Source organism: Rubrobacter sp. M3-4 (genome assembly GCF_059772285.1).
This window is the reverse complement of record NZ_JCBAJP010000016.1, coordinates 20,986-44,628: the sequence shown is the minus strand read 5'-3', so window position 1 is coordinate 44,628 and position 23,643 is coordinate 20,986. Positions and strand designations below refer to the sequence as shown.

General features: G+C 67.0%; 27 protein-coding genes. 7 read left to right on the top strand and 20 right to left on the bottom strand.

From position 1 onward, the window contains the following. Position 1: 1 nt before the first annotated feature. Positions 2–766, bottom strand: a complete 765-nt coding sequence (locus tag AC6EKW_RS14220) for an enoyl-CoA hydratase/isomerase family protein (RefSeq protein WP_498514752.1) — start codon at positions 764–766, stop codon at positions 2–4. A 34-nt stretch (positions 767–800) separates the two neighbouring features. Next, positions 801–2,405, bottom strand: coding sequence for a long-chain-fatty-acid--CoA ligase (locus AC6EKW_RS14215; protein ID WP_498514751.1), 1,605 nt, complete (start codon positions 2,403–2,405; stop codon positions 801–803). A gap of 139 nt (positions 2,406–2,544) precedes the next feature. Between AC6EKW_RS14215 and AC6EKW_RS14210 the strand changes: the two genes are divergently transcribed. After that, positions 2,545–3,189, top strand: a complete 645-nt coding sequence (locus AC6EKW_RS14210) for a TetR/AcrR family transcriptional regulator (RefSeq protein ID WP_498514743.1) — start codon at positions 2,545–2,547, stop codon at positions 3,187–3,189. Between the two features lie 70 nt (positions 3,190–3,259). Here the strand turns inward: AC6EKW_RS14210 and AC6EKW_RS14205 are convergent, their stop codons facing one another. The 6 genes from AC6EKW_RS14205 to AC6EKW_RS14180 form a co-directional block, all read right to left on the bottom strand. Then, positions 3,260–4,621: an aminomethyl transferase family protein gene (locus AC6EKW_RS14205; RefSeq protein ID WP_498514742.1), complete on the bottom strand. Its 1,362-nt coding sequence runs from the start codon at positions 4,619–4,621 to the stop codon at positions 3,260–3,262. 99 nt (positions 4,622–4,720) lie between these two features. Continuing rightward, positions 4,721–5,353, bottom strand: a complete 633-nt coding sequence (locus AC6EKW_RS14200) for a GntR family transcriptional regulator (RefSeq protein WP_498514741.1) — start codon at positions 5,351–5,353, stop codon at positions 4,721–4,723. Positions 5,354–5,464: 111 nt separating this feature from the next. Further along, positions 5,465–6,442: a quinone oxidoreductase family protein gene (locus AC6EKW_RS14195; protein WP_498514740.1), complete on the bottom strand. Its 978-nt coding sequence runs from the start codon at positions 6,440–6,442 to the stop codon at positions 5,465–5,467. After that, entirely contained in the window at positions 6,442–7,821 is a 1,380-nt protein-coding gene (locus tag AC6EKW_RS14190) for an amidohydrolase family protein (protein WP_498514739.1), read from the bottom strand. The genes AC6EKW_RS14195 and AC6EKW_RS14190 overlap by 1 nt, the downstream gene beginning before the upstream one ends. Positions 7,822–7,830: 9 nt before the next feature. Further along, positions 7,831–8,658 carry a dioxygenase family protein gene (locus AC6EKW_RS14185; protein WP_498514738.1) on the bottom strand — a complete coding sequence of 276 codons (828 nt, stop codon included), beginning with the start codon at positions 8,656–8,658 and terminating at the stop codon, positions 7,831–7,833. 109 nt (positions 8,659–8,767) lie between these two features. Further along, the gene (locus AC6EKW_RS14180; protein ID WP_498514737.1) at positions 8,768–9,649 is read right to left on the bottom strand and encodes a fumarylacetoacetate hydrolase family protein; all 882 of its coding nucleotides are present in this window, start codon (positions 9,647–9,649) and stop codon (positions 8,768–8,770) included. Positions 9,650–9,829: 180 nt separating this feature from the next. Here AC6EKW_RS14180 and AC6EKW_RS14175 point away from each other — a divergent pair, with 180 nt between their 5' ends. The 6 genes from AC6EKW_RS14175 to AC6EKW_RS14150 all read left to right on the top strand — a co-directional run bounded on the left by AC6EKW_RS14175 (position 9,830) and on the right by AC6EKW_RS14150 (position 14,797). Then, positions 9,830–10,633 carry a polysaccharide deacetylase family protein gene (locus tag AC6EKW_RS14175; RefSeq protein ID WP_498514736.1) on the top strand — a complete coding sequence of 268 codons (804 nt, stop codon included), beginning with the start codon at positions 9,830–9,832 and terminating at the stop codon, positions 10,631–10,633. Positions 10,634–10,763: 130 nt separating this feature from the next. Then, positions 10,764–11,702, top strand: coding sequence for a DUF6282 family protein (locus tag AC6EKW_RS14170; RefSeq protein WP_498514735.1), 939 nt, complete (start codon positions 10,764–10,766; stop codon positions 11,700–11,702). Further along, positions 11,699–12,421 carry a PIG-L deacetylase family protein gene (locus tag AC6EKW_RS14165; protein ID WP_498514734.1) on the top strand — a complete coding sequence of 241 codons (723 nt, stop codon included), beginning with the start codon at positions 11,699–11,701 and terminating at the stop codon, positions 12,419–12,421. The genes AC6EKW_RS14170 and AC6EKW_RS14165 overlap by 4 nt, the downstream gene beginning before the upstream one ends. Further along, positions 12,418–13,047 (top strand): 4-carboxy-4-hydroxy-2-oxoadipate aldolase/oxaloacetate decarboxylase, encoded by a 630-nt coding sequence (locus AC6EKW_RS14160; RefSeq protein WP_498514733.1) that lies wholly within the window; start codon positions 12,418–12,420, stop codon positions 13,045–13,047. The genes AC6EKW_RS14165 and AC6EKW_RS14160 overlap by 4 nt, the downstream gene beginning before the upstream one ends. Continuing rightward, complete coding sequence (locus tag AC6EKW_RS14155; RefSeq protein ID WP_498514732.1) at positions 13,044–14,009, top strand: catechol 2,3-dioxygenase; 966 nt, start codon at positions 13,044–13,046, stop codon at positions 14,007–14,009. The genes AC6EKW_RS14160 and AC6EKW_RS14155 overlap by 4 nt, the downstream gene beginning before the upstream one ends. Then, positions 14,006–14,797: a DUF1932 domain-containing protein gene (locus AC6EKW_RS14150; RefSeq protein WP_498514731.1), complete on the top strand. Its 792-nt coding sequence runs from the start codon at positions 14,006–14,008 to the stop codon at positions 14,795–14,797. Before AC6EKW_RS14155 ends, AC6EKW_RS14150 begins: the two co-directional genes overlap by 4 nt. 10 nt (positions 14,798–14,807) lie before the next feature. Here AC6EKW_RS14150 and AC6EKW_RS14145 read toward each other — a convergent pair whose 3' ends face one another. The 12 genes from AC6EKW_RS14145 to AC6EKW_RS14090 all read right to left on the bottom strand — a co-directional run bounded on the left by AC6EKW_RS14145 (position 14,808) and on the right by AC6EKW_RS14090 (position 23,641). Then, positions 14,808–15,392, bottom strand: coding sequence for a hypothetical protein (locus AC6EKW_RS14145; protein WP_273889150.1), 585 nt, complete (start codon positions 15,390–15,392; stop codon positions 14,808–14,810). A 13-nt stretch (positions 15,393–15,405) separates the two neighbouring features. Next, positions 15,406–16,791 carry a vanillate/3-O-methylgallate O-demethylase gene (gene ligM, locus AC6EKW_RS14140; RefSeq protein WP_498514730.1) on the bottom strand — a complete coding sequence of 462 codons (1,386 nt, stop codon included), beginning with the start codon at positions 16,789–16,791 and terminating at the stop codon, positions 15,406–15,408. 165 nt (positions 16,792–16,956) lie between these two features. Further along, entirely contained in the window at positions 16,957–18,204 is a 1,248-nt protein-coding gene (gene fabF / locus AC6EKW_RS14135; RefSeq protein ID WP_498514729.1) for a beta-ketoacyl-ACP synthase II, read from the bottom strand. After that, the gene (gene acpP / locus AC6EKW_RS14130; RefSeq protein WP_273846704.1) at positions 18,201–18,446 is read right to left on the bottom strand and encodes an acyl carrier protein; all 246 of its coding nucleotides are present in this window, start codon (positions 18,444–18,446) and stop codon (positions 18,201–18,203) included. The genes fabF and acpP overlap by 4 nt, the downstream gene beginning before the upstream one ends. Positions 18,447–18,513: 67 nt before the next feature. Then, positions 18,514–19,260, bottom strand: a complete 747-nt coding sequence (gene fabG / locus AC6EKW_RS14125; RefSeq protein WP_498514728.1) for a 3-oxoacyl-[acyl-carrier-protein] reductase — start codon at positions 19,258–19,260, stop codon at positions 18,514–18,516. After that, the gene (fabZ, locus tag AC6EKW_RS14120) at positions 19,257–19,706 is read right to left on the bottom strand and encodes a 3-hydroxyacyl-ACP dehydratase FabZ (RefSeq protein WP_273889146.1); all 450 of its coding nucleotides are present in this window, start codon (positions 19,704–19,706) and stop codon (positions 19,257–19,259) included. The genes fabG and fabZ overlap by 4 nt, the downstream gene beginning before the upstream one ends. After that, positions 19,703–20,512, bottom strand: a complete 810-nt coding sequence (locus tag AC6EKW_RS14115) for an ACP S-malonyltransferase (RefSeq protein WP_498514727.1) — start codon at positions 20,510–20,512, stop codon at positions 19,703–19,705. Before AC6EKW_RS14115 ends, fabZ begins: the two co-directional genes overlap by 4 nt. A gap of 10 nt (positions 20,513–20,522) precedes the next feature. After that, positions 20,523–21,470 (bottom strand): beta-ketoacyl-ACP synthase III, encoded by a 948-nt coding sequence (locus AC6EKW_RS14110; RefSeq protein WP_498514726.1) that lies wholly within the window; start codon positions 21,468–21,470, stop codon positions 20,523–20,525. After that, the gene (gene plsX / locus AC6EKW_RS14105; protein ID WP_498514725.1) at positions 21,467–22,468 is read right to left on the bottom strand and encodes a phosphate acyltransferase PlsX; all 1,002 of its coding nucleotides are present in this window, start codon (positions 22,466–22,468) and stop codon (positions 21,467–21,469) included. Before plsX ends, AC6EKW_RS14110 begins: the two co-directional genes overlap by 4 nt. An 18-nt stretch (positions 22,469–22,486) precedes the next feature. Then, entirely contained in the window at positions 22,487–22,672 is a 186-nt protein-coding gene (rpmF, locus tag AC6EKW_RS14100) for a 50S ribosomal protein L32 (protein WP_273889142.1), read from the bottom strand. Positions 22,673–22,716: 44 nt separating this feature from the next. Beyond that, on the bottom strand, positions 22,717–23,175 hold the full coding sequence (locus tag AC6EKW_RS14095) for a YceD family protein (protein WP_498514724.1): 459 nt from the start codon (positions 23,173–23,175) through the stop codon (positions 22,717–22,719). A 10-nt stretch (positions 23,176–23,185) separates the two neighbouring features. Next, positions 23,186–23,641, bottom strand: coding sequence for an ATP synthase subunit B family protein (locus tag AC6EKW_RS14090; protein ID WP_498514723.1), 456 nt, complete (start codon positions 23,639–23,641; stop codon positions 23,186–23,188). Positions 23,642–23,643: the final 2 nt, after the last annotated feature.

Genomic DNA, 23,643 nt, shown 5'->3' with positions numbered 1-23,643 from the left:
CTTAACGTCCCTTGAACTCCGGCTTGCGCCGCTCGGCGAAGGCCGCCATGCCCTCCCTCGCGTCCTCGGTGGTGAAGAGCAGGGCGAAGAGATCCCCCTCGCGCTCTATCCCGCTCGCCAGCCCCAGCTCCTCGGCGGTGTTCAGCGCGATCTTGGCGCTCTTCAGGGCCAGCGAGGCGTTCTCCGCCATCCGGCGCGCCATCTCCCTGGCGGCCTCCAGCGCCTCGCCCTCCCCCACCACCCGGTTGACGAGCCCGATCTCTTTTGCCTCCTGCGCGGAGACCATGCGGCCGGTGAAGATGAGCTCCCGGGCCACGCCGCTGCCGACGACCCGGGGCAGGCGCTGGGTGCCGCCGGCGCCGGGCATGATCCCCAGCGTGACCTCCGGGAAGCCGAGCCGGGCGTTCGCTGCGGCGATGCGCACGTCGCAGGCGAGCGCGAGCTCCAGCCCCCCGCCGAGGGCGTAGCCGTTTATGGCGGCGATAACGGGGAAGGGTGCACCCTGCACGGCCTCCATCATCCGGGTGCCGAGGCGGCCGAACTCCCGGATCCCGAGGGCGTCCAGCTCCTGCATCCCCTCGACGTCGGCCCCGGCGACGAACGCCCGCTCGCCGGCCCCGGTGATCACGGCGGCCCGTACCTCGCCGGGGAGCACCTCCGCGAATACCTCGGCGATCTCCTCCTGCACCCGGGCGTTCAGCGCGTTGAGCTTCTCCGGCCGGTCCACGGTGACCACCGCGACGGCCCCCTCGCGCTCTACCCTCACGTGATCCAAAGGCTCCTCCCTCCTCTGACACCCTCTACCTCGCCCCGCGGGCGCGCTCCTCCCGGGCGAGCACCCTCCTCAAGAGCTTGCCCACCGCGCTCTTGGGCAGCTCCTCCCGAAACTCCACCGCCCTGGGTACCTTGTAGGGGGCGAGCTCGCCCCTGCAGTACTCCACGAGATCCTCCTCCGTGAGGGCGCTCCCTTCCTTCCTGACCACGAAGGCCTTTACCACCTCCCCCCTGTAGGGGTCGGGGCTCCCCACCGCGACCGCCTCCACCACCTCCGGGTGGGCGTAGAGCACCTCTTCGACCTCCCGCGGGTAGACCTTGTAGCCGCTGACGTTGATCATGTCCTTCTTGCGGTCGACGATGTAGAGGTAGCCCTCCTCGTCCATCCGGGCGATGTCCCCGGTATGGAACCAGCCGTCCCGCAGCGCGAGAGAGGTCTCCTCGGGCATGTTCCAGTAGCCCTTCATGACCTGGGGTCCTTTGATGAGGAGCTCGCCGGGCTCGCCCGGGGGCATCTCCCGCTCCCCCGTCTCGGGGTCGACAACCTTCACGTCGAGGGTCGGCATGGGAACACCGACGCTGCCGGGAACCGGACCCCTGAGGTAGGTGTTGATGGTGACCGTTCCGGCCTCGGAGAGGCCGTAGCCCTCCCAGATGGGCCTGCCGGTCCTGCGCTGGAAGGAGCGGAGCAGTTCGGCTGGGACGCTGGCCCCACCGGAGATGTACAGGAGCACTTCGCCGAGCCCGTACTTCTCCATCTCCGGGTAGTTGTGCAGGGCGGTGAAGATGGTGGCGACCCCGCCGAGCATGGCGGGCCTCTCGCGCTTTATGAGCCGCATCATCTCGTCGACCTGGAAGCGCGGCACGAGGAGGAGGTTCATCCCGTAGTGGATGGAGGTGAGCAGGATGACCACGTTCCCGAAGACGTGGAAGAAGGGCGCGACGGCGACGGTCTTGCCGCCGTCGAGAGCCCGCGGCTCCTCCATCGCGAGGCTTATGTTGGCCTCGATGTTGACGAGCAGGCTGCGGTGGGTGAGCATCGCACCCTTGGAGATCCCGGTGGTCCCCCCGGTGTACTGGAGCACCGCGACGTCCTCGTCGGGATCGACGGGCGCCTCGGGGACGGACCCGGCCCCGGAACGGAGGAGATCGCCGAAGGACAGATCCGACCCCTCGAGCTCCCCGCTCTCCCCCGCGACGATCGTGCGCTCGAGCGGCAGCCCCTCCCGCACCTCGCAGAGCCGGGGATAGCCCCCCTCGTGCACGACGATCGCCTTCGCCCCGGAGTCGGAGAGGATGTGCTCGAGCTCGCGCCCGGCGTAGAGCGGGTTGAGCTGCACGACGACCGCCCCGAGCCGCGCCGCGGCGAAGAAGGAGATCACGTACTCGAAAGAGTTGGGCAGCATGAGCGCCACCCGATCACCCTTCCCCACCCCAATCCCGGCGAGCGCCGCCGCGAACCGCTCGCTCTGCTCGAGCAGCTCCCCGTAGGTCACCCGCCGCCCCCCGAAGGTCATCACGGGCCTGTCCCGGTGCCTCGCCACGGCCTCCTCCAGAAACCGCGTCAGCGAGGTCTCGATGGGCCCGTAGGAGATCCTGCCCCCGTAAACCCCAAGCCAGGGCCTCCTCATACCCAAAGCCCTCTCCTTTCCCGCCATCCGCATTAATTCACCAACCGGTGAATTAACGTCTGGTATTCTACAGTGGGTTTCAAAACCCTGTCAACGCCATTGTCAACAATATTGAGATTGAGGAGATAGACGGAGAGGGATGAGCGGGCTTCGGCGGCGTGGGATAGGGCGTCCGCCGCTCTCCGGTCCGGAGGCGGAGGCCAACCCTTTGAGCGAGCTGAGCTTCGAGGAGCGGCGGGAGCTGTTTCTCGAGGCGGCGGTGAAGCTGTTCGAGGAGAAGGGGTACAAGAACACGTCGGTGGAGGACATCGCCGGGGAGCTGGGGTTCACCAAGAAGGTCTTCTACTACTACTGGAAGAACAAGCGGGAGATCGTGCAGGAGATCCACGACCGGGGCATGGCGCTGATGAACGCGCAGCTGGACGCCGTCATGGAGGAGGAGAGGGAGCCCGGCGCCCGGCTGGACGCGGCGATCCGCAACCACCTCAGGACGGTGCTGCGGGATCGTTCCATAGCCGGCACGCTGCTCGGCGACTTCGAGTTCTCCGAGGAGACGCTTCGGGCCCGCAGGGAGTACACCCGGCGCTTCCAGCGGCTCGTGGAGGAGGGGATGGCCGCCGGGGTGGTACGGAAGACCGACCCCAGGATGCTCACCTTCGCCATCCTGGGGCTCTGCAACTCCGTGGGTGCGTGGTACAGGAGCGACGGTCGCCTCACAGACGAGGAGATAATCGACATCTTCGCCGCCTTCGCAGCCTGCGGATGGCGCGCCGCAGCCAGCTGACGATTCCGCGCCGACCCGGCGGGTGAAGGCTCACGCACCATAGAGGCAGGATACTCTCCAAAGCCCTGCCTCATCCTCTTCTGTAGGCGGTGCGGGCGTACTCGACCAGGGGAGCGGGCTGCACGGTGGCCCTTATCTCCACCTGCCTGTGCTCCTCTACCGTGGGCTTGGTGCTGTTGGGCTCCTCTCCCCACAGAAGGGTGAGCTGCGTGCCAGGCTCTGCCTGCTCTTCTTCTACTACCGCCAAAGAGAGCATCGACCTCTCGTTGTAGCTGTAGCCGCAGTCGGTGGAGACCCCGACCGTCCGGCCATCCTTCAAGACCGTGTCGTAGTGGAAGAGAGCGTACCTGGCCTTGGGAAAATCGATGTACTTCGCAGGAAGATTTTCTTTCTCGAAGAGGCTGCCGAAGGCTTCTTTTACGCCTTCTTCGTTCCACACGAGCGTGACTTTCCTGCGTGAGGGGCGCTCAGCCATCCGCTGGAGGGCTTCTCTTCCTACGAAGTCGTGGTCGAATTTCACAAAGCGTCCATACCCCAGCTCGTAGGGGGTGAAGTAGTAGTCCTCTATCTTCTCTGAGCAGAAGCTCCCGCCGAGCGAACCGGCTCTCTTCGCCGGAAGCCACTCCCTGTAGGACTTCAGCTTCTCCCCGGTGTAGATGGCGGGACAGGGCGAGGGGATCCAACCGGATTCCAGGTTCGCCGCGGAGTATGCTTTCGAGCCGGCACGTAGCATCCCGAACTCCTCCCCGGACCGCAGGAGCTCCTCGAGCACCCTCTCCCCCTCCTCCCAGGGACCGGAGAGTTCGAAGCCGGGCTGCCCGGCCATCCCGTGTCTTAGCGCCCGCACCCTGCATCCGGAGATCACGACCTCCGCCACACCGAAGAAGCGCACCTCGGGCAGTTCTCCTCCGGCCGCCCTCCGCAGGACCTCCGGCGCAAGCGGCCCCTGAACCTCGTACCTGTAGACCTTCGGGGGCCCCTGCCGCAGGAGAGAGTTCTCGTCCCTTTCTACCTCCACGTCGTATTCGTTGCTTTCGGCGTGGTACTCGACCCAGTCGAGCGCCATGTGATGCCCGACCAGATCGAAGCTTCCCCCTCCGAGGCAGTAGAGGATGGCATCACCGATGACGTACCCCTCCGGGTTGCACGCAACAAACTGCTTGGCCCTCCCCGGCCTGAACCCCTCGAAGCCGTTCACGCCGAGGTGGGAGAGGAGTGCGAGAGCATCCGGTCCCTCCACGAACAGGTCGGTCATGTGGTGCGACTGGTCGAGAAGAGCGCAGCTCTCCCTCCATGAGCGCTGCTCGTCACGCCAGTTGGTGAACTCCGGGGCCACCGGAAAGGTGTACGGCAGAGCCTGCGCGTCGCGCAGCAGGTCCACCGGATTTCCCGCCCCCCGCAGCAAATCTTCCAGGCTTCTTCCTCGCTCCACGGCTCCTCCAGCATCCAGCGGGGACGAAAACCCCCGCTCACCACCAGATCACTCGAAGCTCAGGATAAACTGCGCTCTACAAAATTGTCAACAAAATCGTCAGGAGGAGACGCGGGCTGCCTGTCTGAGGGCCTCGGTGACGCCGGAGAGGTGGTTGCGCATGGCCTGCTCGGCCCGGTCGGGGTCTTTCGCCGCGACCGCTTCCAGTATGGCCTGGTGCTCGGCGAACGAGCGCGGTGGGCGTCCGGGGGCCAGGATGGTACGGTACTGGAACCTTATGAGCTGGGAGTTGAGCATCCTGAGCAGCCGGGCGATGGTTGCGTGGTCTGCCGCCTCGATCAGGCGTCGGTGGAAGCGCCCGTTCACGTCGGAGGCGGCCAGGAGGTCTCCCTCCTCGAGACGCCGTTCCATCTCGGAGAGTAGCGCGCGCAGCTCCTCGACATCCTCCGGCGTACGTTTGAGGGCCGCGTGCCGCACGGCCATGCACTCGAGCGCCATCCTGGCTTCGAGGATCTCCACCGCCTCCTCCTCGGAAACGAGCCGCACCCGGGCCCCCCGGTTCGGCTCCCGGGTCACGAGCCCCTCCTGCTCGAGGCGGATGAGCGCGTTGCGGATCGCGGCCCGGCTCACCCCGAGCTCCCGAGCGAGGTCAAGCTCGATGAGGCGTTCGTTCGGCTGCAGCCTCCCGCTGGTTATGTCTTCGTAGAGCCTTTCATATGCTATGTCGGACAAGAAACTCCCTCTGACATATTCTCGCACAACCTTCCCGCTGGCAAATTCGGAACACCGGCCCGCATCAGGTTACCACGATTGGCTACATTTTTGCAGTTCTTCCGGAGTATTTCAGTGCATTACGAGGACTACCCTTCCAGGTGCTCCCCTCTCCACCCGGGCATAGGCCTCTCCGGCCTCTTCGAGGGGGTAACGTTCGGCGACGGGCGGAGGTCGCAGGGCGCTCTCCTTGAAGCCGGGGAGGAGACTGCGAAGGACCGAGCCGCTTCCGGCCGCGTCCAGCCGGGAGGTCATCAGGCCGAGGAGGCGCAGCTCCCTGCGGTAGAAGTCGAAGAGATCGAAGGAGACACGAGGCTCTCCCGTCGAGGCGAGGACGACCATGCGCCCTCCCCGAGCAAGGCTCATCAGGCAAGGCTCGAACAGGGGGCCGCCGACGGCGTCGAGGGTGAGGTTCACCCCCTCCCCATCCGTAACGTCCGCAACGACGTCGGGCACGTCTTCGCGGGAGGTGTCTACCACGACGTGGGCGCCCGCCTCCTTCGCCCTCCCTACTTCCGAGCCGTCTTTGACCGCCCCGACGACGAGGGAGGCCCCCTTCCAGCGTGAGATCATGACCGCCGAACTCCCGACGCCGCCCGCCGCACCGGTTATGAGCACCCGTTCACCAGGAGAGAGGCCGCCGAGATCGAGGACTCCCATCCCGGCGGCGAGGTAGGCCAGACCGCAGGAGGCGGCCTCCTCAAACGAGAGGGCGGCCGGTTTTTCGACCACGGCCCCCCGCGGGAGCGCCACGTACCCGGCGTGGGTGCCGTCGCGGGTGAAGCCCAGTTCCCCGCCGCCCGTACCCCAGACCTCGGTGCCGAGGAGCTCCTCCGGCCCCTCCACGACGACCCCGGCGAAATCCCGGCCCGGGATACGGGGCAGGGTGGTCGTAGAAAACGAGCCGCGGACGTTCAGGACGTCGCTGCGGTTTATGGCGGCGGCGCGAACCTCGACGAGGAGCTCATCCCCTTTGGGATCGGGCTTCGGGACCTCCTTCGGCCGAAGGGTGGCAGGATCGCCGAAGCACTCTATCAGGAGGGCCCGCATCAGAGTCCGGTCGTTCTCGGGGTGGCCCAGTGCGGGAGGCGCTCGACGTGCGAGACGAGGTAGTCGCGAGAATCCTCGGCGAGCCGGCGGGCACGTTCCAGGTCGAAACCGAGAAGGCTACCGCCGCGCTTTAAGGCGCGCCCGTTCACCCAGACGGAGTCCACGTTGGAGGTATCCATGCTGCACACCACCGTTCCCACCGGGTCGGTGACGGGCGCGGCGTTCACGCGTTCGATGCTCAGCATAACGACATCGGCTTTCTTGCCGGGGGTGAGCGAACCGGTCCTGTCGGTGAGGCCGCACACGCGGGCGCCCTCGATGGTGGCGAACTCGAGCACGTCGCGCGAGGAGAGCAGCGGCGGCACCTCCTCCAGCTCCTCGTCGAAGATGCGCTGGTGGACCCTCATCCGTTCGGCGGCGAAGAGGAAGCGCATCTGGGTGAAGGGGTCGCCGGGGACGCTGGTCACGACGTCGCAGCTCAGGCTGGGCCTCAAGCCGTGCGCGAGCACCTCCCCGGTCGGCGGGATACCGTGGCCCATCGTCATCTCGACCATCGGGGCGATCGAGACCGTACCACCGGTCTCCGCGATGAGCCGGAACTCGCGGTCGGTGAGGTGGTTGCAGTGGATGTAGGTCGTGTCCGGTCCGAGCAGGCCCAGGTCGTGGAGTTGTTCGACCATCCGGAAGCGCCCGGCCACGGGCCCCATCCCGACGTGCACGCTGATCGGTACGTCGATCTCCCGGGCGAGCTCCCAGTCGTGCCGGACCACCTCGGGGGTGCAGAAGCCGGGGCCGCGGGTCCCCATGGCGAGGGTCATCAGGCCCTTATCGGAGGAGAAGTAGCGCTCTCTCACCCGCCGGATGTCCTCTGGGGCCTTCAGGGTACTCTCGAACCACCAGTCTGCGAGCGAGGTGTTGGGGTTGCCGTAGCAGTAGACCGCCCGGATGCCGGTCTCAGCCAGCGCCCGGATCGCCTCGTCGGCGTGGTCGGGGGTGTTGTTGATGTGCGACCAGTCGAGCAACGTGGTCACCCCGGCGTCTATGGCCTCGAGCGTGCCGAGGAGGTTCCCGGCGTAGACGTCCTCCGGGCGGTAGGCGGGTGCGATCCTGTCGAGGACGAGGTCGAAGTATCCGTCGAGGGTGACGTCCGGGGCGATGCCGCGGGCGGAAGTCTCCCAGGTGTGCCGGTGAGAATCGACAAAGCCCGGTATGACGATGGCGCTGGAGGCGTCCACGACCTCGCAGCCCGAAGCCTCGACCGAGGGTGCGACCGCCGCGATCTCCTCGCCCTCGATGAGGAGATCCCCGCCGGGGATGTCCCCGATCTCCGGGTCCATCGAGATGATGTGGCCGCCACGGATGAGGGTTCTTTGGGCCATCTTTCCTCCTCAGCCCCGCGCCGCGGGCTTGAGCTTTATGTCGAAGTCGCAGGTGTAGAAGGGGGCGTCGAGGCTGCGGCGCGAGATCTCCTCCTCGTCCTCGCACCTCTCCAGGTGCATCACCAGCTCGGGCTTGACCGCGCCTATGGTGTCATTCTCCAGATATGGGTCATCCGGGAAGAAGATCTGGGTGGTGAGCCTCTCGTACCCTTCGGCCTCGACCTTGAAGTGTATGTGCGCCGGACGCCAGGGATGCTGCCCTATGGCCTCGAGCAGCCGCCCCACCGGCCCGTCGGTCGGCACGGTGTAGGGCTTCGGGACCATCGTCTGAAACTCGTAGCTCCCGTCCTCCTCGACCCCAAACCGCCCCCGGAAATTGTAATCCGGCTGCCTCTCGTCCCAGACATCGTAGCCACCGGTGGGGCCCGTCTGCCAGACGTCGAAGACCGCGCCGCTTATGGGTGTGCCGTCCGTGGAGGTGACCCGGCCGCGCACGAAGAGCACATCCCCCTCCTCTATCCCCTCGTACTCCTCGTAGATCTTGACCGGCTTCTCCCGCCACGGCGGGTTCTCGCGGTAGAGCGGGCCCTCCACGTCGCTCGGGGTGGCCGTGCCGTCCTCGTGGGTTATGGAGTCCACCAACACCGAGGTCTTCGTCACGTCGGAGAGCAGCACGAACTCGTCGTGCTTGCCAACCTCGGTGAGAAAACCCAACACCGCGAGCCATTCCTCTTCGGTGACGCGATGTTTTTCGATCACCCCGTGCACCGCCTCGATAGCATCCGGGAGTATCCGCGCCAGCCTCTCGTTGCGTACCCGGCCAGCCACGTCAGCCATCTCTTACTCCTCCTTCCAGCGACTCTCCGCTCCCCTCATCCCCCCGGAGCCTTTTGTTTGTCTACATTATCGTACTCAATCGCAGGATTATCCACCTCGGGGGTCCTTTTCAGCGGGTCAGGGACATCTCGGCCATCCTGTTGATGATCTCACCGACCCCTTCGACGGAGACGGTAATTTCGTCCCCGGGCCGGAGGAATTCGGGCGGGGTTCGGGCGTATCCGACGCCTTCGGGGGTACCGGTGAGGAGGATGTCTCCGGGCAGGAGGGTCATGGCCAGGGAGAGCTCCTGTATGAGCCTCGCGACGGGGAAGATCATGTACCCGGTGCTCGAGCTCTGTTTTTCCACACCGTTTACGTGGCACCGGATCCGCAGGTTCTGCACGTCCGGGATCTCGTCGGCGGTCACGATCCAGGGTCCCATCGGGCAGCTTCCGTCCATGCCCTTGCCCTTGAGCCACTGGCCGCCGTGTCGCCGCTGGACGTCTCTGGCGGTGATGTCGTTGGCCACGGTGTAGCCGAAGACGTACTCCAGGGCCTCATCTGCGGGGATACTCCTCCCACGGCGGCCGATGACGACGGCGAGCTCGGCCTCGTAGTCGATCTTCTCGGAGAAGTTCGGGTCGAAGGGGATCTCGTCGTGGGGGCCGATCACGGCGGTCGTGGGCTTGTCGAAGAAGGTGGGGTACTCGGGGAGCTCCTCCCCCTGTCCCTCGCGCCTCCCGCGCCCCTCCTCGAAGTGTCTCAGGTAGTTCCACCCGACGCAGAAGACGTTCCTGACCGGGTCCGGGATGGGGGCCAGAAGCTCGACCTCGGAGAGACCGGCGACCGGATCGGAGCTCTCGACGAGCGCGCGGGCCTCCCGCAGAGCCTCCTCGCCTCCCTCGACGATCTCGAGCGTGGTCCGAAACCTATCACCGAGATCGACGACGCCCTCTCTCACGACAGCCCCCGCCCTGTTCTCCCCATCGTGGTACGTGATCAACCTCATCGCATCACCTCCGGCGCACGAGCAACTCCAGCAGAGCATAGAGTACCCCCAGGCGGGGAGCACGCGGGTTGATGGTCCCGCACCCCGCAAGGTATAAAACCTCCGGAAGGAGGAGCCACGGAAGGTCGGAAAGGCACGAACCCCTCGTGGGGACCGGAAGCGCGGCGGGCCGCCGTCAGCGTGACCTTCGACAACCTGGGGGAGGCCGCGGATCTGGAGCGTGGGCTGTGGCCTGAAGACAAACCGCTCGGGAACCACTTCTCGGTGCGGCGCGCACTCCCCCGCATCCTGGACCTGCTCGACGAGCTAAACCTCCAGGCCACGTTCTTCGTCGAGGGTCTGAACGCCACGCTCTACCCGGAGGAGCTGCGCGGGATCGCCGGGCGCGGGCACGAGCTCGGCTACCACGGCTGGCGCCACGAGTACTGGGCGGGCCTGTCCCCCGATGAGGAGTCCCGGCTGCTGGAACAAGGCGTGCACGAGATGGGTGAGCTGGGGATCAACATGCACGGCTTCCGCCCGCCAGGAGGGAGGCTCAACCCCGCGACCCCGTCGCTGCTCGAACGCCTCGGCTTCACCTACTGCTCCCCGGCAGGGAAGGGGGCGGGCACACTCGGCGGTATCGTGTCGCTCCCCTTCGAGTGGTACCTGATCGACGCCTACCACTACCTCCCGCGTTTCGCCGGCCTGCGCCGGTCCCGCACCGGTACGGATTCCCCCCTCCCCCCTCCGGCGCTCCTCAGAACCCTCGAAGAAGCCCTGCAGCACCTCACCCGCAACGGGGGGTATCTCGCGCTCATCTTCCACCCGTTCCTAACGGCCGAAGAAGACCGCTTCGGCGTGCTGGCACGCATCCTCTCAAAGATCAAAGAACTCTCCGATGACGGTGCACTCTGGTGCGCACCAGGTCGGGAGGTGGCCGGATGGATCCTCTCCCACCCCGAAACTCGCCAGCCTCCCCACCTCGATTCCACCGATACCTGAGCTGCCTTGACACGGGGATACACCCCGCTTAGGATAATTGTTGACAATTATGTATGCGACATGGGAGCGCTGGGTGCGATGGATCGTGGGTTATCGTTTCGAGGGAGGCCGGGCATGGTGAGGCGACGCGTTGGGTAGAGGACGAAACGGAGGGGCAGAGCCTTCCGGTCGGGCGCGAGAGCTCGTACGGGGAGCGTACGACAACCACGTCCACGTAAACCCGGACGTGATCGGACGACGCGTGGACGATCTGGAGCTGGCGCGGCGTTTCGGGGAGATGGGGCTCGGTGGGTTCACGCTCAAGTCCCACTACGTGCCGACGGCCGAGCGGGCGAGCGTCGTTCGTTCGGCGGTGGGCGGAGTAAACGTCATCGGCGCCATCGCGCTCAACGCCGCGGTGGGCGGGATGAACGCCCTGGCGGTCGAGATAGCGGCTCGGGAGGGGGCGCGCTTCGTATGGATGCCCACGGTCGACGCGGTGAACGAGGTCCGGCGCATCGAGGAGGGTTCGGGGGGGCAGAAGCTCCCGCTGTGGGCGAAACTGCAGCGCGAGCTGAAGGAGAAGGGGCTCAGGGTCGATCCCGTACCCGTGGTGGACGAGACCGGAGCGGTGCTCCCGGAGACCCGGGAAGTGCTGCGGGTCGTCGCCGAGCACGGCATGGTGCTCGCCACAGGGCATCTCTCGCGGGATGAGATCTTCGCCATGGTGGAGGCCGCGAGGGAGGAGGGGGTGCGGAGCATCGTGGTGACCCACCCCGAGTTCCCCTCGCAGAACCTCTCGGCAGAGGATCAGATCCGCCTCGTCGAGCAGGGGGCTCTCATGGAGCGCTGCTTCGCCCCGGCGTACGGCGGCAAGGTCTCGTGGGAGGTGATGTTCGAGAACATCCGGGCGGTCGGCGCGGAGAATTCCTTCCTCTCCACCGACCTCGGACAGCCGGCGAACCCGCCGGTGGAGGATGGGATCGCGCTCATGGCCGACCGGCTGCTCGAGGCGGGCTTCAGCGAGGAGGAGGTCAGGATCATGGCGGTCGAGAACACCCGGAGGCTCGCGAAAGGGGTCCTCGTATGACGCAGGGAGGCAGGACGCTCCTCGTCGTCGGCGCCCACTCGGCGGACTTCGTGTGGCGGGCGGGCGGGGCCGCGGCCGTCAACGCCGCCGCGGGCGGGCGCTCGGTGGTGCTCGCGCTCTCCTATGGGGAGCGCGGGGAATCCGGCGAGCTCTGGAAGGAGGAGGGGCAGACCGTCGAGAACGTGAAGAAGGTGCGCCACGCCGAGGCCGAGGAGGCCGCCGGGGCGCTCGGGGCCGAGTTCCGGTGCCTGGATCTCGGGGACTACCCCCTGCGGGTGGACGACGAGGCGCTGATGAGGCTCGTCGAGATCATCCGGGAGCTCGCCCCGGATGCGATCGTCACCCACACCCCCGAAGACCCCTTCAACCCCGACCACCCGACGGCCTATCAGGCGGTCCGGCAGGCGCGGCTCCTCGCCGCCGGGGCCGGGGTGCCGAGCGCCTTCCCCGGCATACGGCCGCCCGCGCTCTACCTCTTCGAGCCGCACCAGCCGGAGCTCTGCGGCTTCGTGCCGGACACCTTCCTGGACATAACGGAGGTCTTCGAACGCAAGAAGGAGGCGATGGAGGCCATGCGGGCGCAGAAGTACCTGCAGCAGTACTACCTGCAGCGGGCCGAGCAGCGGGCCAACCACGCGAGGAGGGTCTCGGGGGAGAAGGACATCCGCTACGCCGAGGCCTTCCAGCGGGTCTTGCCGCAGGTGGTGAGGTCGCTGTGAGCGGGGTCTGCGGGGAGCTCGCCCGGCTCGGGGTCGCGACCGTCTACGAGGCCTCCGGCAGGCAAGGGCTCGTGGACGCCTCCTTCGTGCAGGTCGTTCCCGGCTCGAAGGTCGCCGGCCCGGCCCGGACGGTCCTCTGCGGGCAGAACGACAACCTGATGGTGCACGCGGTGATGGAGCGGGTGCAGCCTGGGGAGGTCCTGGTCATAACCATGCCCGAGCCCGCCCCGGTCGCGCTCGTCGGGGAGCTCCTCGCGGTGCAGGCGAAGGTCCGCGGCGCGGCGGGCGTACTCGCAGACGCCTCGGTACGCGACCTCGAGGAGCTGAGAGAGCTCGGGCTGCCGGTGTGGGCGCGCTGGGTGCGGGTGCGCGGGGCGACCAAGACGGAGGTCGGCAGGCTCGACGCGCCCGTCGAGGTCGGCGGCGCCAGGATCTCACCCGGGGACATCGTCGTGCTCGACGCCGACGGGGTGGTCGTCGTCGAGGCCGGGCGGGCCGGGGAGGTTCTCGAGGCGTCCCGGGCGCGGGAGGAGCGGGAGAAAAACCTCCGCAGGAAGCTCGAGGCCGGCGAGCTCTCCTACGACCTGCACGGCCTCAGGGAGGTCGTGGAAGGAGGGACAGCATGAGCGCGGAGTCCGTCAGAGACATCGCCCATCTCGGGCACGTCGAGCTACTCACCCCCGCCTTCGAGGAGAGCCTGTGGTTCTTTACCGACGTCCTGGGCATGGAGGAGGTGGAAAGGCGGGAGGAGTCCGCGTATCTCAGGGCCTTCGGCGACTACGAGCTCTCCACCCTCAAGCTCACCGCCGCGGACCGGGCGGGCCCCGGACACATCGCCTGGAGAGCCACGAGCCAGCAGGCCCTGGAGAGGCGGGTGAGGGCGCTCGAGGAGAGCGGGCTCGGCGAGGGCTGGGTCGAGGGTGACTTCGGGCACGGCCCCGCCTACCGCTTCTCCGACCCCGACGGGCACCCGATGGAGGTCTACTTCGAGACCGAGAAGTACCGGCCGCCGGAGAAGCTGCGCCCGGCGCTCAAGAACCAGCCGCAGAAGTTCACCGCCAGAGGCGTCGGCGTGCGCAGGATAGACCACGTCAACCTGCAAGCCGTCGACATCGACGCCAACAGCGCCTTCATGCACGAGAGGCTCGGCTTCCGGCTCACCGAGGAGGTCAGGCTCGACAACGGGCGGCAGGGGGCGGCTTGGATGAACGTCACGCAGAAATCCTACGACATCGCCTACGGGGGAAGGGACGTGAGCGGAATGGGAGGCAGGCTGCATCACGTCGCCTACGCCCTCGACAGCCGCGAGTACGTGCTGCGGGCGGCGGACATCTTCCTGGAGGAGGAGATCTTCATCGAGGCCGGGCCGGCCAAGCACGCCGTGCAGCAGACCTTCTTCCTCTACGTCTACGAGCCCGGGGGCAACCGCGTCGAGATGATCTCGGACATAAAGCTCCTGCTGGACCCCGACCCCGAGACCATAACCTGGAACCAGGCCGAGCGGGAGAAAGGGCAGGCCTGGCGCACGATCATGCCCGAGAGCTTCTTCACCTACGCCACGCCGCTGCCGGCCGGAGGACACAGATGAGCGGGGAAGGGCACCTCGCGGTCCTCGGGCTCGGGGAGGCGGGCGGTGAGATCTCCCGCGACCTCGCCGCCCGCGGCCGGCGGGTGCTCGGCTACGACATAAGGCCCGTCGAGCCGCCCGAGGGGGTGGAGGTCGTGGGCTCCCCGGAGGATGCGGTGCGCGGCGCCGAAGCGGTGCTCGCGCTCGTCCCCCCCGCCGACGCCCCGGAGGCCGCCCGCTCGGCGGTGCCCGTGCTCGAGGAGGGGACGCTCTACGCCGACTGCAGCAGCGCGAGCCCGCAGCAGAAGCGCGAGCTCGCCCGGATGCTCGAGAAGACCGGCGCAGAGTTCGTCGACCTCACCCTCATGGGCACCGTGCCCGGGAGGGGACTCTCCACGCCGGCCTTCGTCTCCGGTCCGGGGGCCGGCCGGCTGGCGGAGATGCTGAGCTCTTCAGGGATGCCCGTGGAGAAGGTCTCCGACGAGCCCGGGGACGCCGCCGGGCGCAAACTGCTCAGGAGCGTCTTCGTCAAGGGGATGACCGGCGCGATCATGGAGGCGCTCGAGGCCGGACGGGCGGCGGGCTGTGAGGAGTGGCTGTGGGGCAACATCGTCTCCGAGCTCACGGGAGCGGACGAGGCGCTCGTCCGGAGGCTCGTCGAGGGGAGCTACAGGCACGCCCGGCGTCGGGCGGACGAGATGGCCGCGGCCGAGGAGCTCCTGCGGGAGCTCGGCGTCACGCCGCGCATCACCGAAGCGACCAAGGAGAGGTTGCGGAAGCTCGCGGCAGAGGGAGCCGGCGGAGGATGAGCCAGCTCACCTAACCCGGCACGGACTCGAGCCGCGCGAGAAGCTCCAGGTGTATCTCCCGGGAGCGATCCGGGCTCACGACCTCGGAGGGGTCGACCTCCTCGACCGAGATGCTGGTCTCGTCGACGTACAGATGTTCTCCGATCAGCCGGGCTTGCTCGTCGTAGGGCCACACGAACGCCTGACGGCTGGTGAAGTGGTAGTGAGCCTCCCTGTTCTCCACCTCGATTCCGAACTCTTCGAGGATGTCGCCGGTGGTGAGGAAGTGGAAGGTGAGCTCGTCGCAGAGCCCCCAGTCGGCCACCGCTATCCTGTCCTCCGAGTTCCACATGACGTAGCGCTCCGCGCTGCGGTAGAAGTCGATCACGCCCTGCTTGCCCCGGATGACGGTCGGCCTGCCCCAGTTTATGCGGTAGACGGGTTCATCGACCATCATGTCGGGGGCGACTATCTTCTCGAACTGCCCGGAGCCCTCGAGGTGTACGTGCCGCCGGTAGTTCTCGAGGATCGCCCGGTGGTGCGGGTTCTCGGTGACCTCGAGAAGCCTGGCGACCGGGTCCATGCAGCGGTAGATCTCTTCCTCGAACCTGTTCATGATCGCCACCTCCTCAGCTCGCCTCTCTGTAGGAGGTGCGGGCGTACTCGACGAGTGGAGCGGGGGCGACGGTGGCCTTTATCTCGACCTGCTCGTGCGGCTCGACCTGAGGCTTTCTGGAGTTCGGCTTCTCGCCCCAAAGAAGGGTGAGCTGTGTGCCGGGTTCGGCCAGATCCACGTCCACGCTCGCCAGAGAGAGCATCGACCTCTCGTTGTGGCTGTAGCCGACGTAGGTGGAGATCCCGACCGTCCGGCCGCCTTTTACGACCCGGTCGTACTGGAGCGCCGAGTACCAGGAGGACGGTAGCTCCAGGTGTTTTGCGGGAAGACCGTCCCTCTCGAAGAGGCTCGAGAAGATCTTCTCCGTGACGTCATCCCCGTCCCACACGAGCGTCACCTTCTTCCTCGGCGGCCTCCCGGAGATCCTCTCTAGAGCCTCCCTGCCCACGAAGTCGTGGTCGAAGCCGACCATGTGCCCGTACCCGAGGTCGTAGGGGGTGAAGTAGTAGTCTTCTATGTCCTCGGAGTAGTAGCTTCCCCCGAGAGAGGCCGTAGCCTCGTAGGTGTTCGCCGGGAGCCACTCCCTGTAGTCTTCGAGCTCCTCACCGGTGTAGATGGCGGGGACGGGACAGGGGATCCAGCCAGACTCGGTGGTCGCGGACTGGTAGGCGAGGGAGCCGGCCTGCCTCAGACCGAACTCCTCCCCGGCCTCCACGATGGCTCCTCTTATCTCTTCGCCTTCTTCCCACGGGCCGAAGATCTCGAAACCGGGCTGCCCGGCCATCCCGTGCCTCAGAGCCTTCACCTTCCTCCCGGCGACGTTTATCTCCCCGACGTTGAAGAATGGGATCCGGGGCACGGGACCGCCGTTGAGCTTCTCCACCAGCCCGAGGGCGTTGGGGCCCTGGATCTGGTAGCGATAGAGCCTGCGGCGGCCGGCGGGGTTGAGGTCGGTCCGCTCGTCGATCTCCATCTCCACCTCGGCCCCACGCTTCTCGGCGTGGTAACGGACCCAGTTGTGCACGCTGGGACGTCCGACGAGCAGGAACCTCTCCTCGCCCAGCCGGTAGAGGATCACATCGCCTATGACGTACCCGTCCGAGTTGCACGCCACGTACTGCTTGGCCTTATCAGAAGCGAAGTTCCTGAAGCTGTTTATCCCGAGCGACTCGAGCAGCCCGAACGCATCGCGCCCCTCGACGTAGAAGTCTGTCATGTGGTGCGACTGGTCGAAGAGAACGCAGCTCTCCCTCCACGCCCGCTGCTCGTCGCGCCAGTTCGTATACTCCGGCGGCACCACCGGAAAGACCCGCGGCCCGGTCTGCGAGTTGTACAGAAGCTCCACCGGCCCCCCCGCCTCCCGCAGTACGTCCGCGAGACTCCTCTTCACCTCTCCCATATCTCCCCTCAAACCTCCTTGCAGGGACGAACCCAGAAATCACATTCCTCTCCTGAGACCTCAGGATATTACATATCGAACAATATTGTCAACAAGGTTGGTGACTCAAAGAAAGACCCGCCCCATTCGGGGCGGGTTCAAACGATTACGGGTTTTGTACCCTGGCTACCCTATGCTCTCGAAGACCACGACGACGTTGTGGCCACCGAAGCCCATCGAGTTGGAGATCGCGGCCTTAAGACCGGGGACCGCTCTGGCTTCGTCGCGCACGTAATCGAGCGGCTCGCAGTCGGGGGCCACCTCTTCGAGGTTGATGGTCGGGGGAAGGACGCCGTCGCGCAGGGCCAGGGCGCACATTATCGCCTCGGTCGCGCCGATGGCGCCGAAGGAGTGACCGGTCATGGATTTGGTGCCGGAGACGGCGGCGTGGGGCAAAAGGCGGGCGATGGCCTTCGTCTCCGGACCGTCGCCGGTCGGGGTGGCGGTGGCGTGGGCGTTCACGTGGCCGACCTCCCCGGGTTCGACCCCGGCGTCCTCGAGCGCGAGGCGCATCGCACGCTCGACGCCGCGCCCCTCGGTGTCCGGGGCGGTGACGTGGTAGGCGTCGGTGGTACGCCCGTAACCGGAGACCGCGGCTATGGGCTCGGCGCCGCGCCGCTCGGCGTGCTCGGGGCTCTCGAGGACGAGGGCGCCGGCTCCCTCGCTCATCACGAAGCCGTCGCGCCCGGCATCGAACGGGCGGCTGGCGCCGCGCGGGTCGTCGTTGCGGCGGCTCACGGCCCGTATGGCGCAGAACCCGGCCATCGAGAGAGGGGTGATCGGTGCCTCGGAGGAGCCGGCGATGACCACGTCGGCGTCGCCGCGTCGGATCATCTCGAGCCCTTCGGCGACCGCCTCGGCCCCGGTCGCGCAGGCGAGGACCGGGCACTGGGTCGGGCCTCTGGCGCCGAGCAGGATGGCCAGGTATCCGGCGCACATGTTCGGTGCCATCATGGTTATGAGGAAGGGGCTGACCCGTCCGGGACCGCGCTCCTGCAGCACCCGGTACTCGCGCTCCCAGGTCGATAGCCCGCCTATACCGGTGCCCATGATTATCGCGACGCGCTCGGGCTCGTTCTGGACGGCTCCGGAGACCCCGGCGTCCTCCACCGCCTGCAACCCGGCGCTCACGCCCATCTGGGTGTAGCGGTCCATGCGCCGGACTTCCTTCTTCCCGATGAAGTCGGAGGGGTCGAAGTCGCGGCACTCACCCGCTATGCGGGAGGGGTAGGGGGAGGGATCGAAGAGGGTTATCTCGCCGATCCCGCTCTTCCCGTGCAGGGCGGCGTCCCAGAAGTTCTCGACGCCGACGCCCAGCGGGGTAACCGCCCCCACCCCGGTTATGTAGGCGTGTCCCCTGCCGGAGTCCGTCACGCCGTCTGGTGCTCCGCGACGTAGTCTACGGCCTCCTCGACGGTGGTGATCTTCTCGGCCTCCTCGTCGGGGATCTCCATGCCGAACTGTTCCTCGAGCTCCATGATGAGCTCGACCAGATCCAGCGAGTCCGCCTCGAGGTCCTCCCTGAAGGACGCTTCGGGCGTGATCTCGCTCTCGTCCACGCCGAGACGCTCGGCGGTTATCTCGCGGATCTTCTCGAGTATCTCCTCACGGTCCATCAGATCTCTCCTTGGTTTCGAGCCTGCTTTCCTCTATCCGGTAGCGGGTAGTGTAGCGTAAATCAGCCTAGTACATAACCATACCGCCGTCGACGGCGATCGTCTGCCCGGTTATGTAACCGGCTCCCTCTCCAGCGAGGAAGACCACCGCATCGGCGACCTCGTCGGCCGAGGCGAATCGACCGGCGGGTACCTGATCCCGGATCTGCTCTTTTATCTTGTCCGGCAGATCGGCGGTGAGCTCGGTCTCGACGTAGCCGGGGGCGACGACGTTGGCGGTGATGCCGCGGGAGGCGACCTCCCGCGCCACGCTCTTGGTGAAGCCGATGATGCCGGCCTTGGATGCTGCGTAGTTGGCCTGCCCCGCGTTGCCCATGAGACCGACGACGGAGCTTATGTTGACGATCCTGCCCCACCGCGCCCGGATCATGGGCCTGAGCGCGGCCTGGGTGCAGAGGTAGGTCCCCCTCAGGTTGGTGGCGACAACCTCGTCGAACTCCTCCTCCTTCATCCTCAGGAGGATGTTGTCCCTCGTGGTTCCGGCGTTGTTGACGAGGATGTCGAGCCGCCCGAAAGCCTCGCCTAAGGCATCGAAGATCGCCCTCACGTCCTCGCCGTCGGCCACGTTCCCCCGGAAGACCTCGCAGCGCACCCCCGCTCCCCGGACCTCCTCGGCGGTCTTCCGGGCGGCCTCCTCGTTCGACCTGTAGGAGATCGCCACGTCAGCACCCTCGGCGGCGAGATGGAGCGCGAGCGCCCTCCCGATGCCGCGACCGCCGCCCGTGACGAGCGCGACCCTCCCTCTTCGTATCATCTCCCCTGCTCCTTCTCCGCGAACGCGAACATGAGCCGCCCCTCGCAGGCCAGCTCCCCGCCGACCTCGGCCCTCGCCGACCCGCGTCCGATCCTCCCACGCGCCCGCTCTATCTCGACCTCCATGCGCAGCACGTCCCCCGGCACGACCTGCCGCCGGAAACGCACGCCGTCGATCCCGGCGAAGAGCGCGAGCCTGCCCTGGTGATCCCCCGAGGACATCACCCCTACCGCCCCGACCTGCGCCATGGCCTCGACGATGAGCACCCCGGGCATCACCGGATATCCGGGGAAATGCCCCTGGAAGAACGGCTCGTTCTGGGTGACGTTCTTCACCCCCACCGCCCTCACACCGGGCTCGAGCTCCTCGATCCTGTCGACCAGCAGAAACGGATAGCGGTGGGGTATGATCCGCTGTATCTCGGCCGGGCCCATCGGAAGCCTCATGCGAGAAGCTCCCCGGCTCCGCGCCCCACCGGCTTCTCCCCGAAGTCCCTGAGCATCCTCAAGAGCGTTCCCCCCTCTCCTGCCTCTACCACTTCTTCGATCCCCATCCCGACCATCCTCTCGACGACCGAGACCCACCTGACCGGCGAGAGCATCTGTCTTCTGAGCGCCGAGCGGATCTGTTCGGCGCTCTTCAGGAGGCTCCCGTCGACGGCGCTTATCATCGGGATGGACGGCTCACCGAACTTTGCCTCCCCGAGCAGCCGGTCCATCTCCTCCGCCGCAGGGGCCATGAGAGGAGAATGGAAGGCCCCCGAGACTTTGAGCGGGATCTTCCTTCCCCCCAAACGAGAGACCGCCTCCTCGAGCGCTTCCTCGCGCCCGGAGACGACGGTCTGACGCGGGCTGTTGAAGTTCGCCGCGACGACCCCGTCGATCCCCTCGACGACCCGCACGACCTCCTCGGGATCGACCCCGATCACGGCGACCATCCCCCCGGGGTTGCGACGCGAGGCCTCCCCCATGAGCCTGTCCCTCTCCGCGACCAGACGCGCCGCCTCCTCGAGCGCGAGGCTGCCGGCCGCGTGCGCCGCGGCATATTCTCCCAGAGAATGCCCGGCCGCCACCTCGAACTCCACGCCTCGCTTACGCAGGGCATAAAAGACCTCGACGGACCTGGCGAAGACCGAGAGCTGGTAGGGGACATCCCTCTCCCCGACCACCTCCCGGACGACCTCCTCCACCCGACCGGAGATCTCCCCCCCGGGAGTTCCCTGGCCGGGGAAAACGACGGCTCTTCTCGTCAAAACCCTCCCTTCATATCCGGTACAGGTTCGCCGCCCAGGTGAGCCCCCCGCCGAACCCCACCGTGATGATGTAGCGCCCCGGCTCCATCTCGTCGTAGATGTCAGGATAGGAGATAGGGATCGAAGCCGCAGAGGTGTTCCCATAACGATCCACGTTTATCACCACCCGCTCCTCCGGCATGCCCAGCTTGCGCACCGCTGCCTGTATTATGCGTGCATTTGCCTGATGCGGGATGAGGTACTGCACCTGATCGAGCGAGATGCCGTTCCTCACGAGCAGTTTCTCGACGAGATCCGGGATTATCTTGGTGGCGAAGCGGAAGACTTCGCGTCCGTTCTGGCGCAGCTTCTGCGGGCTCCCGGGGTGCCCGGCGCGCAGGAGCGGGGCGAAACGCCCGTCGGCGCCGAGAACGTGGTCGACGAAGCCAGAGCTCCCGTCCCCCCGTTCCAGGACCACGGCTCCGGCCCCGTCGCCGAACAGGATGCTCGTCGCGCGATCCTCGAGGTCCACTATCGAGGTCAGCTCGTCCACACCCACCAGCAGGACGGTCGTGGCCAGCCCGCTCCGCAGCATCGAGGCGGCGACGGCGGCGCCGTAGGCGAACCCGGCGCAGGCCGCCCCGAGGTCCATAGCACCCACGCCGCAGGCTCCGATCGCCTCACCCACCTGAGAAGCGACCGAGGGCACCGCCTCCGGGGCGGTCGAGGTGGCGCACAAGACGAGGTCCACATCACCGCCCTCCACCCCGGCGTGGGACAGCGCCCGGCGGGAGGCGTCGACGGCGAGCGAGACGCAATCCTCCCCTTCGCCGACGAAACGCCGCTCCCTGATGCCGGTCCGCGACGAGATCCACTCGTCCGAGGTATCCAGCACCCGCTCGAGGTCCCGGTTGGTCACCACACGGCTGCCGAGCGCCCGCCCGACGCCCGCTATCCTTCCGGCCGCGAGGGGGTTCACGACGCTTCCTCTCGAGCCCGGCGGAGAGCTGAGCCGAGCTCCTCCACGAGTCCCTCACCGGTGCGCGTGATCCCCAGCAGCGCGTTCTTTACACCTCGTCGACGCGAGTTGCCGTGCCCGATGACGACGAGGCCGCGCACCCCCAGAAGGAAAGACCCTCCGTAGGTCTCCGGGTCCACCCGGTCACGGAGCCCCAGAAGCCGCCGCCTGAGGACGGCCGCGGCGAGCCGGCTCACAACCCCCGCGGAAAGTGCCGAGCGCAGCATCGTCATCAGCTCGCTCGCCACCCCCTCGGCCGTCTTCAGCATCACGTTGCCGGTGAACCCGTCGGTCACGATCACGTCCGCCACGCCGCGCCCGATGTCCCGGCCCTCGACGTTGCCGATGAAACGAACCAATCTGGAAGTTTTCAACAGCTCGTAAGTCTCCTTCGTGAGGTCACTACCCTTCCCCGCCTCTTCTCCGACGTTCACAAGCCCCACGCTCACCCTCTCTTCGGAACCGAAGTAGCGGCGGGCGAGCCCGCTCCCGAGGATGGCGAAGTTCAGCAGGTCCTCGGGCCGGCATTGTATCGTGGCCCCCACGTCGAGCAGCAGGACCGGAGAAGAGAAAGGCAGAAAGGCGGCTATCGCCGGGCGCCGGCAACCCGGGAGGCGGCCTATCTCGATGAGAGCGGCGGCGACCGTCGCCCCCGTGCTCCCGGCGGAGAACATGGCCTGCGCCCGGCCCGAACGCACCAGCCTCGCGCAAACCGCCACGCTCGAATCCGGACGGCTCCGGACCGCCGCCGCCGGCTCCTCGTCCATCCTCACCGCCCCCCCGGCCTCCTCGAACGAGACGTTTCCGGGCAGCCCGGAAGCAGAGAACCTCCCGGCCGTCTTCGCGTCGGCGACCAGGAGGATCTCGTCGTCCGGCATCCGGGATGCCGCCGAGATGGCCCCGGCGACTATCTCATCCGGCGCGTTGTCGCCCCCGAGGGCGTCCACGGCGATGCGCACGCGTAGCGGACGCCCTCCCTACCTCGTCGGCTCCACCGCTACCGCGGTCCTGCCCTTGTAATATCCGCAGTTGGGACACACCCTGTGGGGAAGGTGCATCTCCCCGCAGTTAGGGCACTCCACGATCCCCGGGACCTTCAGCGCGTGGTGAGAGCGGCGCCGGTCCCGGCGGGCGCGGGACGTCTTTCTCTTGGGTACGGCCATACGTAAAACCTCCTCTTGTCTACGATGCCTGCAACGGGAACTCTTCAGAACCCGGACGCGAACAGGTCGTCCAGCCCACGCCAGCGCGGGTCCACGCGCTCCTCTTCCAGGCCGGGACGCACGGGCTCGGTGCCCGGAGCGAAGACCTGCATCGGGATCTCGGTCGGGATCGCAGAGCGGGTGTAGCGCGGAAGATCGAGCGTCCAGTCCTCGATGGAGAGCTCCGGATAGTTCGGACCTGAGAGAACCTCCGACTCCCCGAAACACACTTCGATCTCCACCGGCTCGAGCGTCCTGTCGCAGGTCGTGCGTACCGTGGCCCTGACCTGCAGGTCGATGTGGATTCCTTCGGACACGCGCGTTATGCCGATCTTCGCCCGCGCGCCCGAGACCTCGTGGTGCCGGCCGTAGAGATCGAAGGATTCGACATCATACTCCGCTGTCTCCTCCCGGTAGTCCCCCGGCCTCGCGTCCGGGCGCTTCAAGGGTATCAGAGCATCCATACACCCTATTCTACTCCTCCTGAACGCCCTGCAATCTGGAGCGGCCCCTCTGGATGGCCTCGAGCAGCTTGGTGAGGTTGTCTTCGAGGTTGGCGAGCACCTCATCCGCGTAGTCCTCGGCCCCGAGGCGTATCTCCCGCTCGCGCCGACGGGCATCCTCCATTATCTCCTGGCTGCGCCGCTCGGCTATCTTCAGGACCTCCTGCTCGGAGACGATCTTCTCGGCCTCCTCACGAGCCTGGGCGATGATGCGGTCGCTCTCGTTGCGGGCCTCGTCGAGCATCGCCTGACGCTCCTTGACGATCCAGCGGGCCTGCTTGAGCTCCTCGGGGATGCTCTGGCGCATCTGGTCTATGATCTCGAAGGCCGCCTCCCGGTCGACCATCGCGGTGTTGCCGAAGCCCGGGAAACTGCGGGCCTCCTCGATCAACTCCTCGAGCCTGTCTATGAGCACCAGTACGTCCATCG

Coding starts and splice junctions, on each gene's coding strand:
- AC6EKW_RS14195 (WP_498514740.1), bottom strand. CDS start 6,442: ATGCGGGCCCTCCTGATAGAGTGCTTCGGCGATCCTGCCACCCTTCGG.
- AC6EKW_RS14090 (WP_498514723.1), bottom strand. CDS start 23,641: ATGGACGTACTGGTGCTCATAGACAGGCTCGAGGAGTTGATCGAGGAG.
- fabG (WP_498514728.1), bottom strand. CDS start 19,260: ATGATACGAAGAGGGAGGGTCGCGCTCGTCACGGGCGGCGGTCGCGGC.
- AC6EKW_RS14145 (WP_273889150.1), bottom strand. CDS start 15,392: ATGAACAGGTTCGAGGAAGAGATCTACCGCTGCATGGACCCGGTCGCC.
- fabZ (WP_273889146.1), bottom strand. CDS start 19,706: ATGAGGCTTCCGATGGGCCCGGCCGAGATACAGCGGATCATACCCCAC.
- AC6EKW_RS14190 (WP_498514739.1), bottom strand. CDS start 7,821: ATGGCCCAAAGAACCCTCATCCGTGGCGGCCACATCATCTCGATGGAC.
- AC6EKW_RS14215 (WP_498514751.1), bottom strand. CDS start 2,405: ATGAGGAGGCCCTGGCTTGGGGTTTACGGGGGCAGGATCTCCTACGGG.
- AC6EKW_RS14185 (WP_498514738.1), bottom strand. CDS start 8,658: ATGGCTGACGTGGCTGGCCGGGTACGCAACGAGAGGCTGGCGCGGATA.
- AC6EKW_RS14150 (WP_498514731.1), top strand. CDS start 14,006: ATGAGCGGGGAAGGGCACCTCGCGGTCCTCGGGCTCGGGGAGGCGGGC.
- rpmF (WP_273889142.1), bottom strand. CDS start 22,672: ATGGCCGTACCCAAGAGAAAGACGTCCCGCGCCCGCCGGGACCGGCGC.
- AC6EKW_RS14095 (WP_498514724.1), bottom strand. CDS start 23,175: ATGGATGCTCTGATACCCTTGAAGCGCCCGGACGCGAGGCCGGGGGAC.
- ligM (WP_498514730.1), bottom strand. CDS start 16,791: ATGGGAGAGGTGAAGAGGAGTCTCGCGGACGTACTGCGGGAGGCGGGG.
- AC6EKW_RS14165 (WP_498514734.1), top strand. CDS start 11,699: ATGACGCAGGGAGGCAGGACGCTCCTCGTCGTCGGCGCCCACTCGGCG.
- acpP (WP_273846704.1), bottom strand. CDS start 18,446: ATGGACCGTGAGGAGATACTCGAGAAGATCCGCGAGATAACCGCCGAG.
- AC6EKW_RS14155 (WP_498514732.1), top strand. CDS start 13,044: ATGAGCGCGGAGTCCGTCAGAGACATCGCCCATCTCGGGCACGTCGAG.
- AC6EKW_RS14210 (WP_498514743.1), top strand. CDS start 2,545: ATGAGCGGGCTTCGGCGGCGTGGGATAGGGCGTCCGCCGCTCTCCGGT.
- AC6EKW_RS14180 (WP_498514737.1), bottom strand. CDS start 9,649: ATGAGGTTGATCACGTACCACGATGGGGAGAACAGGGCGGGGGCTGTC.